The 15,639-nt window shown below is 70.1% G+C and carries 13 protein-coding genes and 2 pseudogenes; 4 read left to right on the top strand and 11 right to left on the bottom strand.

Translation table 11 applies throughout. The features are described from left to right. Positions 1–4 precede the first annotated feature (4 nt). From D1793_RS08840 to D1793_RS08825, 4 genes are all read right to left on the bottom strand, one after another. Positions 5–1,528, bottom strand: coding sequence for an ABC transporter permease (locus D1793_RS08840; protein WP_240407803.1), 1,524 nt, complete (start codon positions 1,526–1,528; stop codon positions 5–7). After that, on the bottom strand, positions 1,525–2,307 hold the full coding sequence (locus tag D1793_RS08835) for an ATP-binding cassette domain-containing protein (RefSeq protein ID WP_119021840.1): 783 nt from the start codon (positions 2,305–2,307) through the stop codon (positions 1,525–1,527). The genes D1793_RS08840 and D1793_RS08835 overlap by 4 nt, the downstream gene beginning before the upstream one ends. 11 nt (positions 2,308–2,318) lie before the next feature. Then, a complete protein-coding gene (locus D1793_RS08830; protein ID WP_119021839.1) occupies positions 2,319–3,176 on the bottom strand; it encodes a putative selenate ABC transporter substrate-binding protein in 858 nt (285 codons plus the stop codon). A 118-nt stretch (positions 3,177–3,294) separates the two neighbouring features. Continuing rightward, complete coding sequence (locus tag D1793_RS08825; protein ID WP_119021838.1) at positions 3,295–4,155, bottom strand: MurR/RpiR family transcriptional regulator; 861 nt, start codon at positions 4,153–4,155, stop codon at positions 3,295–3,297. Positions 4,156–4,383: 228 nt separating this feature from the next. On the opposite strand from D1793_RS08825, the gene zwf reads away from it, so the two are divergent. From zwf to D1793_RS08810, 3 genes are all read left to right on the top strand, one after another. Beyond that, positions 4,384–5,892 (top strand): glucose-6-phosphate dehydrogenase, encoded by a 1,509-nt coding sequence (gene zwf, locus D1793_RS08820; protein WP_119021837.1) that lies wholly within the window; start codon positions 4,384–4,386, stop codon positions 5,890–5,892. A gap of 102 nt (positions 5,893–5,994) precedes the next feature. Next, on the top strand, positions 5,995–6,663 hold the full coding sequence (gene pgl / locus D1793_RS08815; protein ID WP_119021836.1) for a 6-phosphogluconolactonase: 669 nt from the start codon (positions 5,995–5,997) through the stop codon (positions 6,661–6,663). An 18-nt stretch (positions 6,664–6,681) separates the two neighbouring features. Further along, on the top strand, positions 6,682–7,356 hold the full coding sequence (locus D1793_RS08810; RefSeq protein WP_119021835.1) for a bifunctional 4-hydroxy-2-oxoglutarate aldolase/2-dehydro-3-deoxy-phosphogluconate aldolase: 675 nt from the start codon (positions 6,682–6,684) through the stop codon (positions 7,354–7,356). Positions 7,357–7,501: 145 nt separating this feature from the next. Here the strand turns inward: D1793_RS08810 and pgi are convergent, their stop codons facing one another. The 3 genes and pseudogenes from pgi to D1793_RS08795 all read right to left on the bottom strand — a co-directional run. Next, on the bottom strand, positions 7,502–9,160 hold the full coding sequence (pgi, locus tag D1793_RS08805; protein WP_119021834.1) for a glucose-6-phosphate isomerase: 1,659 nt from the start codon (positions 9,158–9,160) through the stop codon (positions 7,502–7,504). A gap of 54 nt (positions 9,161–9,214) precedes the next feature. Further along, the gene (locus D1793_RS08800; protein ID WP_119021833.1) at positions 9,215–9,694 is read right to left on the bottom strand and encodes a methylglyoxal synthase; all 480 of its coding nucleotides are present in this window, start codon (positions 9,692–9,694) and stop codon (positions 9,215–9,217) included. A gap of 37 nt (positions 9,695–9,731) precedes the next feature. Continuing rightward, positions 9,732–9,881, bottom strand: a pseudogene (locus D1793_RS08795) (pyruvate kinase); the annotation flags it as partial. Between the two features lie 219 nt (positions 9,882–10,100). Here D1793_RS08795 and D1793_RS08790 point away from each other — a divergent pair. Further along, positions 10,101–10,772, top strand: a pseudogene (locus tag D1793_RS08790) (type I glyceraldehyde-3-phosphate dehydrogenase); the annotation flags it as partial. 70 nt (positions 10,773–10,842) lie between these two features. Here D1793_RS08790 and D1793_RS08785 read toward each other — a convergent pair. From D1793_RS08785 to edd, 4 genes are read right to left on the bottom strand one after another with little or no spacing between them, the layout of a single operon-like run. Further along, complete coding sequence (locus D1793_RS08785) at positions 10,843–11,817, bottom strand: carbohydrate kinase (protein ID WP_119021832.1); 975 nt, start codon at positions 11,815–11,817, stop codon at positions 10,843–10,845. Next, complete coding sequence (locus D1793_RS08780; protein ID WP_119021831.1) at positions 11,814–12,698, bottom strand: D-hexose-6-phosphate mutarotase; 885 nt, start codon at positions 12,696–12,698, stop codon at positions 11,814–11,816. Before D1793_RS08780 ends, D1793_RS08785 begins: the two co-directional genes overlap by 4 nt. Before the next feature lie 21 nt (positions 12,699–12,719). After that, the gene (glk, locus tag D1793_RS08775) at positions 12,720–13,685 is read right to left on the bottom strand and encodes a glucokinase (RefSeq protein ID WP_119021830.1); all 966 of its coding nucleotides are present in this window, start codon (positions 13,683–13,685) and stop codon (positions 12,720–12,722) included. 51 nt (positions 13,686–13,736) lie between these two features. After that, positions 13,737–15,623, bottom strand: coding sequence for a phosphogluconate dehydratase (gene edd, locus D1793_RS08770; RefSeq protein WP_119021829.1), 1,887 nt, complete (start codon positions 15,621–15,623; stop codon positions 13,737–13,739). Positions 15,624–15,639: the final 16 nt, after the last annotated feature.

Genomic DNA, 15,639 nt, shown 5'->3' with positions numbered 1-15,639 from the left:
TGGCCTATCGCGCGCAGGGGTCGTCCATGACGGCCCCGTCCTTCGGGCGCAGCCGCCGCGAGAGGGCGTCCACCGCGATGTTCAGCATCGCGGTGACCAGCAGCAGGAAGAAGGCCACGTCGAACAGCAGGTAGTCGAACCCCTCCTCGATGTAGAACCCCAGCGTCGCCACCCCCAGCATCCCCAGGATCGCCGTCTCGCGCAGGATCACCTCGGCGCGGTAGTAGAGCAGTGCCAGCATCCCGGGATAGAGCCGCGGCAGCAGCTCGTAGGCCAGCCGGCCCGGAGCGGAGAGGCCCGGCATGGCGGGCTGGATGGCATCGGCGTGGCGCGCCACCAGGAAGGCGATCAGCGCGCCGTTGTGCAGCGCCAGCGCCAGCCAGGCGGGTAGCAGCGAAGGGCCCAGCAGCAGCAGGAAGAGGAAGGCCAGCATCATCTCCGGCGTGGAGCGCAGGGCGATCAGCAGGCCATGGCCGGCGAGCCGGGTGCCGCGATTGCCGAAGTGCCGGCAGGCCAGCGGCCAGAGCGCCATGGCCACCACCAGCGCGCCCACGGTGCCCAGCAGCCCCAGCAGCAGGGTATTGCCGATGGCCGGCCCCAGGTCCGGGATGCGCGACAGCCACTCGACCAGGCCCGGCCAGTCGCCGGCCAGCAGCGCCCGTGGCCAGATGTCCTCGGAGACGAAGCGCCACACCAGGGCGCCATCCACGCTGGGCCAGGGGCCCAGCAGCCAGGCGCCGCCGATCAGCAGCACCGGGATCAGCCGTCGGTGGCTCCACCCGGGCAGGCTGGCGATCAGCAGGTAGAAGAGCCAGAGCAGGGCCCCCGCCTCGTGGTAACGCCCCTCCCGGAAGGCCGTCTCCAGGTGGAAGCCCAGCGTGGGCAGCCCCACGAAGCCCAGCAGCACGCTGGCGCGCAGGGCGCACTCGAAGCGGTAGCGGGTATAGGCGGCGAGCTGCGCCCAGGCCAGCGGCAGCTCCGCATAGACGAAGCGCACCAGGCGGCCGGTGCCCGGGGGCAGGGCGTCGCGGGGCGCGCAGGGCGTCTGCTCGAGGATCTCCGCATAGACCTTGGCGAAGATGCCGGCATAGGGGATCGCGAGTGCCGCCAGTGCCGTGAAGGCGGAGAGCCCGAACACCTGCAGGAACAGCAGCGCCCAGAACAGCTCGTGAATCGCCCGCACGAAGGCGCAGCCGGCGCGTACCAGCCGGGAGCGGGCGAACAGCAGCGCCAGCGGGAAGCCCAGCACCACCCCGGCCAGGGTACCCCAGATCGCCACCGCGACGGTGAGGCCGACGGCGGTGAGCGGCGACTCCAGTGATCCCCAGGCGGGCCAGGCCATGCCCATGGCCATGCGGCCGAGTTCCGCCCAGGGGTCCCGGGTGTGAATGGCGAGATCGGCCAGGGGCGCCAGCACCACGGCCAGCGCCAGCAGCGCCAGGGTATGGCGGGCCAGCCGCAGCCCGGGGGTGGTGCCCCGCCACCAGTGGCGGCCGTGGCGGGGCGGGTGGGGCAGCGCCTCGTTCACGGGCGGCCCCGGGCGCAGGGCAGGGCCTCCGGGCTCGGCATCCCGGCCGCCGCCGGCGCACCGAAGGCGCCGGCCGGTTCGTCAGCATCCGGGTAGAGGGCGTCGAGCTCGGCCAGGGTCAGGGTCGCCGCCGGGGCGTCGATCACCAGGCGGCCGTCGCGCAGTCCCCACACCCGGTCGAAGTGGGAGAGCGCCAGCTCGCGCTGGTGCAGGGCGACCACCGAGGTGGCGTGGCGCGAATCGATCAGCGCCAGCAGGCGCAGCGCCTGGTGGGGGTCGACGCTGGCCACCGGCTCGTCGCCCAGAAAGAGGTCGCGCCCCTGGTAGAGGGCGCGGCCGATGGCGACCCGCTGGCGCTGGCCGCCGGAGAGCTGGCCCACCGGGCGCCGCTCGAGCCCGTCAAGCCCCAGCAGCGCGCACAGCTCGCCCACCTCCCGCCAGGGGCGGGAGAGCGGGCGCACCAGGTTCCACAGGCCGGCCAGCGTCGAGTGCTCCGGCAGCCGTCCCATGAAGACGTTGTGGTAGACGGCGAGCTGCGGCACCAGGCCGTGGTGCTGAGGGCACCAGGCCGCGTGCCGCCCGAGTCGGGCGCGCAGCTCGGCGAGCAGGGTCGACTTGCCCGAGCCGCTCTGGCCCAGCAGCGCCACGCGCTCACCCTCGTGCAGGGTGAGAGTCAGCCCGGGCAGCACCAGGTGCTGGAGGCGCCCCTGGCGGTCGCGACCGTGGCCGAGATCCTCGCCCTCGAAGCGGATCAGCAGCCGGCGTTGCTCGCTCTCCATGGCGTCGGCCCTCAGCGCAGCAGGCCGAGCTCTTCCGCGACCTCCTCGATGGGCGCGTAGAGGGCGTTGTCGGCGGGGATGAAGGCCTCGCGGGGGAAGCTCGCCAGGAGCGCCGGGTCGTCCATCTCCAGGAAGGCGGCCTGCACCTTGTCGGTGAAGCCCTCGCCGAAGCGTGCGTCGGCGTCGCCGCGCAGGGTCCAGTTGTAGTCCGGGTAGGTCGGGGTGGCCCAGATGACCGAGACCCTGTCGGTGTCGACGCGGCCATCGGCCACGGCGGCTTCCCAGACGGTGTAGTTCACCGCGCCGATGTCCCAGGTGCCCGCTTCCACCAGGGCGATGGTACGGGAGTGGTCGCCGGAGTAGCCGACCCGGGAGAAGAAGGCCTCGGGGTCGACATTGTCGAAGCGCTGGCGGAAGAAGTGCTCCGGCATCAGGCGCCCGGAGGTGGAGGTGCGCGAGCCTAAGGTGAGGCTCATGCCCTCGAGCTCGTCGGGCAGCTCGTCGGCCAGCGACAGCCCCGTCGATTCATGGGCGATGAAGTAGCTCATGAAGGCGTCGTCCTCGCTGCCCTGGGCCAGCGCCTGGGAGCCCGGCACCAGGCGGCGCGCCTGCACCCCGGAGAGGCCGCCGAACCAGGCCAGCTGGACCTGGTCATTGCGGAAGGCGGTCACGGCGGCGCTGTAGGACTTGACCGGCACGTACTCCACCTCGACGCCGAGGCGCTCCTCGAGGTAGTCGGCGACCTTGCCGAAGCGCTCCACCAGGCGTGCCTGGTCCTCGTCGGGGATGGCGGTGAAGCGGAAGGTCTCGGCGGCTGCCCCCTGGGCAAACAGGGCGAGGGCGGCGGCGGCAAGGGCGATGCGGCGCATGGGGCGGCTCCGTGGAGGATGAGGCGGGGCCGCCAATGGTAAGGGATGGCGCGGGAATGGCAAGCGGCCGGAGGGCCCTGGGCCAGCCTGCTGCGGGCCGCCGGCCGGCGCCTGGGGCTCAGCGTCGGCCGGCGGGGTAGCGGGTATCCTTCAGGCTGTCCTTGATCTTCTTCAGGTGGCCGAGGAAGTCCTCGCCGCGCCGCAGGGTCACGCCGGTGGCCAGCACGTCGATCAGCGCCAGCTGGATCATCCGCGAGGTCATCGGCATATAGTGATCGGTATCCTCGGGGGTGGCGACCTCCAGGGTCTCGGTGCACTCGCGAGCCAGCGGCGAGTCGGGGGCGGTGATACCGAGCACCACGGCGCCGCTCTCCCGGGCCAGGCGGGCGATGTCGACCAGCTCCCGGGTGCGCCCGGTCCAGGAGATCACCACCACCACGTCGCCGGTATGGCAGCTCGAGGCCACCATGCGCTGCATCAGCACGTCCACATAGGCGGTGACGGGGATATTGAAGCGGAAGAACTTGTGCTGGGCATCCTGGGCCACGGCACCGGAGGCGCCCAGGCCGAAGAAGTGCAGCTGTCGCGCCTGGATCAGGTAGTCCACCACCCGCTCGATGCGCACCGGGTCGGTCTGGCGGCGGGCGTTGTCCAGCGCGGCAATGGTGGCACCGAAGATCTTCTCGGTGTAGTCGGCGGCCGTGTCGTCGGGTTCCACCGCCTGGCTGACGTAGGGAGTGCCGCCGGCCAGGCTCTGGGCCAGCTTGATCTTGAAGTCCGGGTAGCCCTTGGCATCGAAGCTGCGGCAGAAGCGGTTGACGGTAGGTTCGCTCACCGAGGCCGCCTGGGCCAGGGTGGCAATGCTCATGCCGGTGGCGGTTGCCGGGTCGGCGAGGATGACATCGGCAACCTTGCGCTCGGAGCGGTTGAGCGCCTCGAGGCGCTGACGAATGCGATCGATCAGGTCGTGACGGGCCATGGCGCGGTGGCGCTCTCCATGCTGGGCGGGTCGGGGCCGCGGGGTGAAGCCGGAACGGGTGATGTAGTGATTTAACTACATTATGCTGACTATCCTAGCCCGAGGAGGTCGGCCGCGGCCAATCGTCCTCGGTGGTCGGCAATTAATTTGGTAAGATTACTTCAAATCATTGTCTTGGCCCCTACGTTCAGGTATTTTTTTGGTAATCCAACGAAAAGAGAGGCGGACATGAGTCACTTCAGCCGGTCCGGCCAGGCTGCCAGCACCGACATCGACCTGGCGCTGTTCGGCGCCCTCGGCGACCTGGCGCAGCGCAAGCTCTTTCCGGCGCTATTCCAGCTCGACCGCGAGGGGCTGCTCGACCCTGGCACGCGCCTGCTGGGCCTGGCGCGCCAGGAGCTCGACCTCGACGGCTTCAAGGGGCGCGTCGAGAAGGCGCTCACGACCTACGTCAAGGCCGAGGAGCTCGACCGCAAGGCCCTCACGCGCTTCCTTTCGCGACTCGACTACCGCCAGCTCGACTTCACTCGCGTGGAGGGCTACGCGGCGATTCAGGAGTGGCGCAAGGCGGGGCGCGAGGCGGGGCAGGAGCGCCCCATGGTGGTCTACCTCTCGGTGGCGGCGAGGATCTACGGCGACATCTGCCGGCACCTCGAGGCCAGCGGCAGCCTGGACGATCAGAGCCGGGTGGTGGTCGAGAAGCCGATCGGCTACGACCTGGCCTCCTCGGCGGAGATCAACGACGCCATCGGTGCCGTCTTCCCCGAGTCGCGCATCTACCGCATCGATCACTATCTGGGCAAGGAGACGGTACAGAACCTGATCGCGCTGCGCTTCGCCAACCCGCTGTTCGGCACCCAGTGGAACCAGAACCATATCTCCCATGTGGAGATCACCGTGGCCGAGCAGGTCGGCATCGAGGGGCGCTGGGGCTACTTCGACGACGCCGGCCAGCTGCGCGACATGGTGCAGAACCACCTGCTTCAGCTGGTCTGCCTGATCGCCATGGACCCGCCGGCCAACCTCGACGCCGATGCCATCCGCGACGAGAAGGTCAAGGTGCTCAAGGCGCTCAGGCCCTTCACCGACGACATGTTGGGGCGTGACGTGGTGCGCGGCCAGTACACGGCGGGCACCATCAACGGCAAGTCGGTGCCCGGCTACCTCGAGGAGGAGGGGGCCAATACCGAGAGCCACACCGAGTCCTTCGTGGCCATGAAGACCGGCGTGGAGAACTGGCGCTGGGCCGGCGTGCCCTTCTACCTGCGCACCGGCAAGCGCATGCCCGAGAAGCTCTCGCAGATCATCATCCACTTCCGCCAGCAGCCCCACTACATCTTCGACCCGGACCAGCGGGGTCTCGCCGCCAACAAGCTGGTGATCCGCCTGCAGCCGGAGGAGGGCATCGCCCTGGAGGTGCTGACCAAGGACAGCGGACTGGACAAGGGCATGCGCCTGCGCCGCGGCCCGCTGCACCTGGACTTCAACAGCGCCTTCCCCAAGTCGCGGATTCCCGATGCCTACGAGCGTCTGCTGCTCGAGGTGATGAAGGGGCAGCAGTACCTCTTCGTGCGCCGCGACGAGGTCGAGCACGCCTGGCAGTGGTGCGATAACCTGATTGCCGCCTGGGCCGATCGCGATGAGCCGCCGCGCCGCTATCCGGCCGGCTCCTGGGGGCCCGTCGCATCGATAGCCATGATCACTCAGGATGGCCGCAGCTGGTATGAGGATTACTGAGGAATGCCGGCTGGCCCCAGGGCCCGGTCGCTGCTTTCTCAAGACCGCCATGATCACCCAGGACGGGCGCAGCTGGTATGAGGATTACTGAGGAACTCCAAGATGAGTGAGCTTTGCCTAGAACGCCTGGCCACCCAGCTGGCCGAGGCCGTGGCCGAGGCGCTGCGACAGGACCTGGCGAGCCAGGAGCGTGCCCTGCTGGTGGTCTCCGGTGGCTCCACGCCGGTGCCCTTCTTCCAGGCGCTGGCCGCCTGCGAGCTGCCCTGGTCGCGGGTCGAAGTGACCCTCGCCGACGAGCGCTGGGTGCCCCCGGGCCATGCCGACAGCAATGCCCGCCTGGTGGGCGAGCACCTGCTCAAGGGCCCGGCGGCGGCGGCCAGCTTCGTGCCCCTGACCACCGATGACGCCACCCCCGAGCAGGGCGCCGCGGCGGTGGCCGAGCGTGTTGCCGGCCTGGCCTGGCCGGCCAGTGCGGTGGTGCTGGGCATGGGCGGCGATGGTCACACCGCCTCGCTCTTCCCCGACAGCCGGGAGCTTGCGCTGGCGCTCTCCACCGCCGAGGCGGCGGTGGCCGTGCGGGCCCGGAGTCAGCCCCTGCCGCGCCTGACCCTCTCCGCCGATCGCCTGCACCGCTCCCGGCGCCACTTCCTGCACATCACCGGCGGCGACAAGCGTGACATGCTGGTCCGGGCCCTGGCGGGCGATGACGTCCGCGAGCTGCCGATCCGCGCCTTTCTTTCCTGCCCGCTGGCCATCTACTGGGCCCCCTGATCTCATGGAGAGACACCAATGACCTTCGACAAGAGCATCGACAAGCAGCTGCCCTCCACCCGCACCACCGAGCTCGACAGCATCTGCCTGAAGGCCGAGGTGATCCCGGTGCTGGCCATCCAGCGCGTGGAAGACGCCGTGCCCCTGGCCACCGCCCTGGTCGAGGGTGGTCTCAGCGTGCTCGAGGTGACCCTGCGCACCGACTGCGCCCTGGAGGCGGTGCGCCGCATCAAGGCGGCGCTCCCCCAGGCCAGCATCGGCGTGGGCACCGTGCTGACCCCGGCCCAGTACCGCCAGGCCGAGCAGGCCGGCGCCGACTTCGTGGTCACCCCCGGCACCACCGAGGCGCTCTATCGCTACGGGGTGACCAGTCCAGTGCCGATGCTGCCGGGCGTTGCCACCGTCTCCGAGCTGATGACCGGCTGGCAGTACGGCTACCGCCGCTTCAAGTTCTTCCCCGCCGAGGCCAGCGGCGGCGTCAAGGCGCTCAAGGCCTTCGCCGGCCCGATCCCCGAGGCGCGCTTCTGCCCCACCGGCGGCATCAACCTCGACAACGCCGAGGACTACCTGGCGCTCAAGAACGTGATGTGCGTGGGCGGCTCCTGGCTGACCCCGAACTCCCTGGTGGAGGCCGAGGACTGGCACGGCATCCGCCAGCTGGCCCGGGAGGCGGCGCAGCGCTTCCACCACTGACTCCCCAGGTTCCCTGCGAACGACGTTCCCGCGTGCTCTCTCGACAGCCTGTTGCTGTCCTTCTCCCGGCCCTCGTGGCCGGGTTTTTTTGACTCCCGAAACGAACGGGGGTCGGCAGCTGCCGACCCCCGCGCTGCACGCTGACTCAGCGCCGGCGGCGCTTGCCGCCCTTGTCGGAGGGGGGCGTCGCGGGCTCGGTGGCGTCCGTCGATGATCTAGCCGTGAAGTGCTCGCGCACCAGCGCCAGCAGCCCCTGGGTGGAGGCGTCGAAGTCCTGGCTCTGCTCGTCGATGCGCTCGCTGATCTCGCCGGCGATACGCTTGCCGAGCTGCACGCCCCACTGGTCGAAGGAGTTGATGTTCCAGATCACCCCCTGGACGAACACCTTGTGCTCGTAGAGGGCGATCAGCGCGCCGAGGTTCCTCGGCGTCAGCTCATCGAGCAGCAGCACGCTGGAGGGGCGGTTGCCGGGGCAGCTGTAGGGATCGAGCCGGCTGCCGCTCTGGCTGCCCTCCATGAAGGCGTTGGCCTGGGCCAGCATGTTGGTGAGCAGGGCGAAGTGGTGCTCCTCCATGCCGGGCTCGGGCTTCAGCGAGGCGATGAAGTCGATGGGCACGTAGCGCGTCCCCTGGTGGAGCAGCTGGAAGAAGGCGTGCTGGCCGTTGGAGCCGGTCTGCCCCCAGACGATGGGCCCGGTCTTGTAGTCCACCGGGTGGCCGAAGATGTCCACCGACTTGCCGTTGGACTCCATGTCGAGCTGCTGCAGGAAGGCCGGCAGCTGATGCAGCGCCTGGTCGTAGGGCACGATTGCCTGGGTCTCGGCGCCGTGAAAGTTGATGTACCAGATGCCGATCAGCGCCATCAGTACCGGCATGTTCTCCCGGAAGGGGGCGGCGAGGAAGTGCTGGTCCATGGCGTAGGCGCCCTCCAGCAGCTCCATGAACCCCTCGAAGCCGATGGAGAGGGCAATGGGCAGGCCGATGGAGGACCACATCGAGTAGCGACCGCCCACCCAGGCCCAGAACTCGAAGACGTTCTCCTCGCGGATGCCGAAGGCCATGGCCGCCGTCTTGTTGGTGGAGGCGGCGATGAAGTGGGCGCCCACGTCGGCCTCCGGGCCGGCGGTCTCCAGGAACCAGCGCCGCGCGGTATGGGCGTTGAGCAGGGTCTCCTGAGTCGAGAAGGTCTTGGTGGAGACGATGAACAGGGTGGTGGCCGGGTCGAGGCGGCTGAGCACCTTCTGGATATGGGCGCCGTCGACGTTGGAGACGAAGTGGAAGTTCAGCTCCGGGTGGCGGTGCTTGAGCAGGGCCCGGCAGGCCATGTTGGGCCCCAGGTCCGACCCACCGATGCCGATGTTGACCACGTCCCGGATGCGCTCCCCGCTGTAGCCCTTCCACTCGCCGTTGCGCACTGCCTCGGAGAACTGGCGGATCTGCTCCCGGGTGCGCTGGATCTCCGGCATCACGTCCTGGCCGTCGACCATCAGCGGCCCCTCGGCGAGGTTGCGCAGGGCGGTGTGCAGCACCGGGCGGTCCTCGGTGACGTTGATGATGTCCCCGGAGAACATCTGGGCGCGACGCTGCACCAGTGCCGAGTGGTTGGCCAGCTCGATCAGCCGGTCGAGCACCGCGTCGGAGACCTGATGCTTGGAGTAGTCGAGGAAGAGGCCGCCGACGCGCAGACTCATCTTCTCGAAGCGCTGGGGGTCATGGGTGAAGTAGTCGCGGATGCGGTCGTTGGCGGTCTGGTCGTGCAGGCGCTTGAGTGCCTGCCAGGTCACGCTGCGGGTCAGCTGGAACATCGGAAGCCTCGCCTCTTGTCATTGATGGGGTCGATGGGAGCCGGGTCGGGAGCGTCAGTCGGCGTTGCGGGTCGAGACCCAGGCGCCGGCGTCGGGAATGGTCATCTCGTAGGCCGATTCCAGCCAGGGCGAGCTGATCAGGAAGTCGGCGCTGGCGGCGTTGCAGGCCACGGGGATGTTCCACAGGGCGGCGAGTCGCAGCAGCGCCTTGACGTCGGGGTCGTGGGGCTGGGGGGCGAAGGGGTCCCAGAAGAAGATCAGCAGGTCGAGCCGCTGCTCGGTGATCAGGGCGCCGATCTGCTGGTCGCCGCCCAGCGGTCCGCTCAGCAGCCCCTTTACGGGGAGCCCCAGCGCCTTGGCCACCCGGGCCGCGGTGGTGCCGGTGCCGGTGAGCTCGTGGCGGGCCAGGGTCTCCTGCCAGCGTGCCGCCCACGCCAGCAGTTCGTCCTTCTTGCCGTCATGGGCAATCAGCGCGATGCGCTTGCGCGCGGGCAGGGTGCGGGTCACAGTGTGCTGCGGGCGTGGGTCGCTCATGGTGTTATGCCTCGAGGATCTTCAGGGTGTTGGTGCCGCCGTGGGAGAAGTTGAGGCGCATGACGTCGACACCGGCCGCGATCATCACCTCCAGCACGCCCTCGCGGTCGCTGGCCGGGCCCAGGGTGGCAACGATCTTGGTGCGGCGGCTGGGGGCATGGATGGAGTGGTGAGGCTGGCTCGACATCGCGGTCTCCTGGGCAAGGGGCGGGGTGTCCAGAATAGCGGGTTATCTGTAAGTTTACTGCTATATGGGCGGAGATCTGGCTCAGATTGTGAGTATACCCTAGGGGATGACTGTTTTCTAAGTGCGCCGAATGTAAACTTACCAAAATAGTCTTGGGTCCTTCTCTCCGCTGAGGCACATTGCGGAGACGACGAGCCAGTGGGCAAGTCAGGCGGCGACCGGCGGGTGCTGATCTCCGCGCCGAGCCCGGATGCCGATGCCACCGTGGTCTACGGGGTCAACGAGGAGGTGCTGCGGCCCGAGCACAAGGTGGTCTCCAACGCCTCCTGCACCACCAACTGCCTGGCGCCGGTGGCCCAGGTGCTCCACGAGGCGGTGGGCATCGAGAACGGCCTGATGACCACGGTGCACGCCTACACCAACGACCAGAACCTCTCCGACGTCTGCCACAGCGACCCCTACCGGGCGCGCAGCGCCACCCACTCGATGATTCCCACCAAGACCGGGGCCGCCGCCGCCGTCGGGCTGGTGCTGCCGGAACTCGCCGGCAAGTTCGACGGCCTGGCGGTGCGGGTGTCGGTGATCAACGTCTCCCTGGTCGATCTGGTGTTCACCGCGAGTCGCGACACCACCCGGGAGGAGATCAACGCCATCGTCGCCAGGGCCGCCGAGGACTCCCTGGTGCTGGCGGTCAACGCCCAGCCGCTGGTCTCCATCGACTTCAACCACGACGCCCACTCCTCCACCTTCGATGCCAACCACACCCGGGTGAATGGCCGCCTGGTGAAGGTGATGGCCTGGTACGACAGCGAATGGGGCTTCTCCAACCGCATGCTGGATACCGCCCTGGCGATGCAGGCGGTGAGCGACGACAAGCGCGACGCGGCCTGATCCGCCGGCCTGCCGGCCCCCCCCGGGCCGACGAGGCCCGGCTGTAGGTTGCGGCTTCGTGGGGGCGGATTCAGCGGCTCGGGCGCGCCAGGTCCTCACGGGTCGGCAGGGCGGCGTAGGCGCCGGGGCGGGTCACGGCGTGGGCGCCGCAGCGGCAGGCGGTCTCCACGGCCCGGGTCAGCAGCGCCGCATCGCGGTGCCAGTCGCCGTCGATGCCTGCCTCGCTGAGGTATTCAGCGAGCTCGGCCAGCAGGCCGCCGATGAAGGCGTCGCCGCCGGCGGTGGTGTCCACCGCCTGGACCGGTGGCGGCGTCACGCGCCGCTCGAAGCCCGCGCCCAGCAGGCGCACCTCGCCGGGCCCGTCGGTGATCACGATGGCCTTGACCCCGGCGGCCAGGCGCTCGGCCAGCCAGGCGTCCTGTGGGTGGTCGGCGCGCAGGCAGTCGAGCTCCTCGGTGGAGAGCTTGAGCAGGTCGGCCGTGTCGAGCAGGCGGGTCACCAGGCTGATGTCGGCGGTGCCTTCGGCCCAGAGGTTGTGGCGCAGGTTGGCGTCCACGCTGACCAGGCAGCCGGCGCGGCGGGCCATCTCGGCCATGGTCAGGGTGGTCTCGGCGATCGCCGGCTCGGTCAGGCTGTTGCTGCACAGGTGCAGGATGGCGGGCGCGGCGAAGATGCCCTGGGGCAGGTGCTCGAGGCGGTAGAGCAGGTCGGCGGCCGGCGGCCGATAGAAGTCGAAGGTGCGCTCGCCGTGCTCATCGCGGGAGACGAAGGCCAGCGCGGTGCGCGCCTCGCGGGTGCGCACCACGCCGGAGGTGTCGACGCCGTGGGCGGCCAGCTCCGCCGCGAGGAAGTCGCCGAAGCGGTCCTCGCCAAGCATGCCGAGGAAGCGGCTGGGCACGCCCAGCCGGGCGCAGGCCACGGCCACGTTGGCGGGCGCGCCGCCGGCGTACGGGGTGAAGGTCTCGGTCTCGTCGGCGGCCGGGTCGCCGAGTCGGCTCGAGAGCATGTCGACCAGGGCCTCGCCGAAGGCGATCACGGGAATCATGCGGGAAGCTCCAGGCTGAGGGTGGTGCCGAGCAGGTGCTGGGCACCGGGGACGAGCCACACCGGGTCGAGGCGGGTGTTGGCGGACTCCACGCAGAGGAAGCGGAGGGCGGCCTCGGCGGGGGTGTCCTCGGGAAGCGTCTCGCCGGGGTGCCAGACCACGGCGGAGTCGCTGCCCTGGCGGGCGATGCGCAGGCGGCGCGCGCCGTCGTCCAGGGTCAGCTCGGCGTTGCTGTGGTAGATGCGGTCGAGCCCGCCGCGTACGCCGAGCTCGCCCTGCTGCTCGCGTTCGGTGAAGCCGGCCAGCTTGTCCAGGTAGCGGGCGCCGGCCAGCCCCTCCAGGCGGCAGGCGAAGGCGTCGCGCACGGCCAGGTAGCTGTGCAGGGCGCCGCTGATCTTCACCGGGGTCTCGCCGAGGTGTTCGGTGATCAGCTCCACGTGCAGGCGCCGGGCATTGGCCTGGACCACCAGCCGCGGCGAGAGCTGGCTGTGCAGGTGGGTTTGGGGCGAGAGGTGCAGCTCCACCCCCTCCTCGTGCTCGTCCACGGCGTCCAGGCGCCAGTCGGCGTGGCGTGCGGTGCCGTGGAAGGGGCCGCTGTGATCCTCGGACTCGTCGGCGTAGCGATCGTCGGCGAACCAGGGCCAGCAGAGCGGGATGCCGCCGCGAATCGCGCCGGGCAGTGCCTGGGGCGTGGGCGTCACCCAGAGCCAGCCGTCGCTGTCGTCACCGGCCGAAAGAAAATGCAGGACTTGGGCGCCTTGCAGGGAAACGGCCAGCTCGCCCCAGGCCTCGTTGGCCAGCCACAGCTCGCGGCCGGCCCAGTGGGCGCGGCGCTGGCCGCGGGTCTCGTCGAGCAGGGTGCGCAGGCTTTGCGGAATCATCAATCAACCTCTTCCGTCGCGTTAGTCGACTTCTGGATTGTAAAGGGCCTCGGCGGCGCCCAGCAGCCCCGTCCAGGGGGCGATGACCAGGTGCACGGGGATCGCCGCCGTGTAGGCGCCCATGCGCCCCTTGGCGGCGAAGGCCTCGCGGAAGCGGCTCTCGGGTAGCCACTCCCGCAGCCGGGGCAGGATGCCCCCACACAGGGTGACCCCGCCGCGGGCGCCCAGCATCAGGGCCGCGTCGCCGCAGACGTCGCCGAGGATCTTGAGAAAGCGCAGCAGGGTATCACGGGCCAGCGGGTCGCTGTCGGCCGCCGCGGTCACCTCGGCGGGAGAGGCGTACACGGGGTTGGCGCCCTTGAGCGAGCAGTGGGCCAGGTAGAGGTCCAGCAACCCCTGGCCGCACAGGAGGCGCTCCACCGAGACGCGACCATAGCGGTTGCGGAAGTGGCGCAGGAGGTTCTGCTCGCGCTCGTCGGCGGGGGCGAAGGTGACGTGGCCCCCCTCGGTGGGCAGCGGGATCCAGGCGTGGCGGCCGGGGAAGAGGCCGGCCACGCCGAGCCCCGTGCCGGGGCCGATCACCAGCCGGGCCGCATGGGGAATCGCCTCGCCGGGCTGCACCTCGACCAGGTCGGCCTCGGGGAGATGGGGCACGCCCAGCGCCTGGGCAGTGAAGTCGTTGATCACCTTGAAGAGGGTAAGCCCCAGCGCCGCCTGGGCCTCGGCCCGGGAGAAGGCCCAGTGGTTGTTGGTCATGCTTACCCGGTCGCCGCCGATCGGGCAGGCGAAGGCCAGGCAGGCCTCGCGCGGGGTCTGCTCGCCGGTGGCGCCCACCCGGGTCAGGTAGTCGCGTACCGCCTCCACCAGGCCGGGGTAGTCGGCGCAGGGCAGGGCGAGGATGTCGTGGGGCGCGAAGTCGCCCGGGGTCACCAGGGCGAAGCGCGCGTTGGTGCCGCCGATGTCCCCAATGAGAGCGGGTCGTGTCATCGTCAATGTGTCCTTTTTTCCCCGGCGCTTCTCGCGATGCCTCTCAGTCGTTCACGCGTCCTCGTCGTGGATCTGGCCGGCCTGGCGGGCCAGGTCGTCGGCCTCGAAGCCGCCGAACACCGAGGCGCCCTGCTCGGAGCCGCTGGCCAGGTGGCGGAAGCCGGCAAACAGTTCGCGGCCCAGCCCCTGATGGTAGTGGTCGAGGTGCGGCTCACTGAGCTCGCGCTCGGCCCAGGCATGGGTGGCCATCCTGACCTCGAGGGTGCCGGCGTTGGCGTCCAGGCGCACCACGTCACCGTCGCGCAGCCTCGCCAGGGGGCCGCCGTCCAGGGCCTCGGGGGTCATGTGAATGGCGGCGGGCACCTTGCCGGAGGCGCCGGACATGCGCCCGTCGGTGACCAGCGCCACCTTGAAGCCGCGGTCCTGGAGCACGCCGAGGTAGGGGGTCAGCTTGTGCAGCTCCGGCATGCCGTTGGCCTTGGGGCCCTGGTAGCGCACCACCACCACCACGTCGCGATCCAGATCGCCCGCCTCGAAGGCCGCCTTGAGCTCGTTCTGGTCCTCGAAGATCCGCGCCGGGGCCTCGACGATCCGGTGCTCCTCGGCCACCGCCGAGACCTTGATCACCCCGCGGCCCAGGTTGCCGTCCAGCACGGTGAGCCCGCCGGTGGGGGCGAAGGGCTCGCTCACGCCGCGCAGCACGTCCCGGTCGAGACTCTCGGTGGGGCCCTCGCGCCAGGCCAGCTTGCCGTCCTCGAGGAAGGGCTCCCGGGTGTAGGCGGTCAGGTCGCCGCCGAACACCGTGGGGATGTCGCCGTGGATCAGCCCGGCGCCCAGCAGCTCGCGGATCAGCAGGCTCATGCCGCCGGCGGCCTGGAAGTGGTTCACGTCGGCCTGGCCGTTGGGGTAGATGCGGGTCAGGCTCGGCACCACCGCGGAGAGGGCGGTGAAGTCGTCCCAGGTGATGGTGAGGCCCGCCGCGGCGGCCATGGCCACCAGGTGCAGGGTGTGGTTGGTGGAGCCGCCGGAGGCCAGCAGGCCGACCATGGCGTTGACGATGGCGCGCTCGTCGACCTGCCGGTAGAAGGGGCGGTAGTCGCCGCCCGGCTCGCTGTTACGGATCGCCTGCTCGGCGGCATAGCGGGTCAGCGCCTCGCGCAGCGGCGTGCCGGGGTTGACGAAAGAGGCGCCGGGCAGGTGCAGGCCCATGATCTCCATCATCAGCTGGTTGGAGTTGGCGGTGCCGTAGAAGGTGCAGGTGCCCGGGCTGTGGTAGGAGGCGGATTCGGCCTCGAGCAGCTCGTCGCGGCCCACCTTGCCCTCGGCGTAGAGCTGGCGGATGCGCGCCTTCTCCTTGTTGGGCAGGCCGCTCTCCATGGGGCCGGCGGGCACGAAGAGCGCCGGCAGGTGGCCGAAGCGCGCCGCGCCGATGAAGAGCCCCGGGACGATCTTGTCGCAGACGCCCAGGTAGAGGGCGGCATCGAACATGTTGTGGGAGAGCGCCACGGCGGTGGCCATGGCGATCACCTCCCGGGAGAAGAGCGACAGCTCCATGCCGGACTGGCCCTGGGTGACACCGTCGCACATGGCCGGCACGCCGCCGGCGAACTGGGCGGTGGAGCCCATGGCCCGGGCGGCGGCCTTGAGGATGGCCGGGTAGTCCTCGAGAGGCTGATGGGCCGAGAGCATGTCGTTGTAGGAGGAGACGATGCCGAGGTTGGCGCTGTTCATCAGCTTGAGGCGGTCCTTCTCCTCGGCGCCGCAAGCGGCGAAGCCGTGGGCCAGGTTGCCGCAGGAGAGCTCGCCGCGATGCACGCCCTGGCGGTGCTGGGCCGCCATGCGCGCCTCGTAGAGGGCGCGGCGCTCGGCGGAGCGCTCGCGGATGCGTCGGGTAACCTCGGCAACGGTGGCGTTCAGGGTGGGGGGCGTCGTGGCCATGGGGCACCTCGGGCTG

Source organism: Halomonas sp. JS92-SW72, from assembly GCF_003547075.1.
Lineage (GTDB): Bacteria > Pseudomonadota > Gammaproteobacteria > Pseudomonadales > Halomonadaceae > Halomonas > Halomonas alkalicola.
The sequence above is the reverse complement of the archived record's forward strand: the minus strand, read 5'-3'. Positions and strand labels throughout refer to the sequence as shown.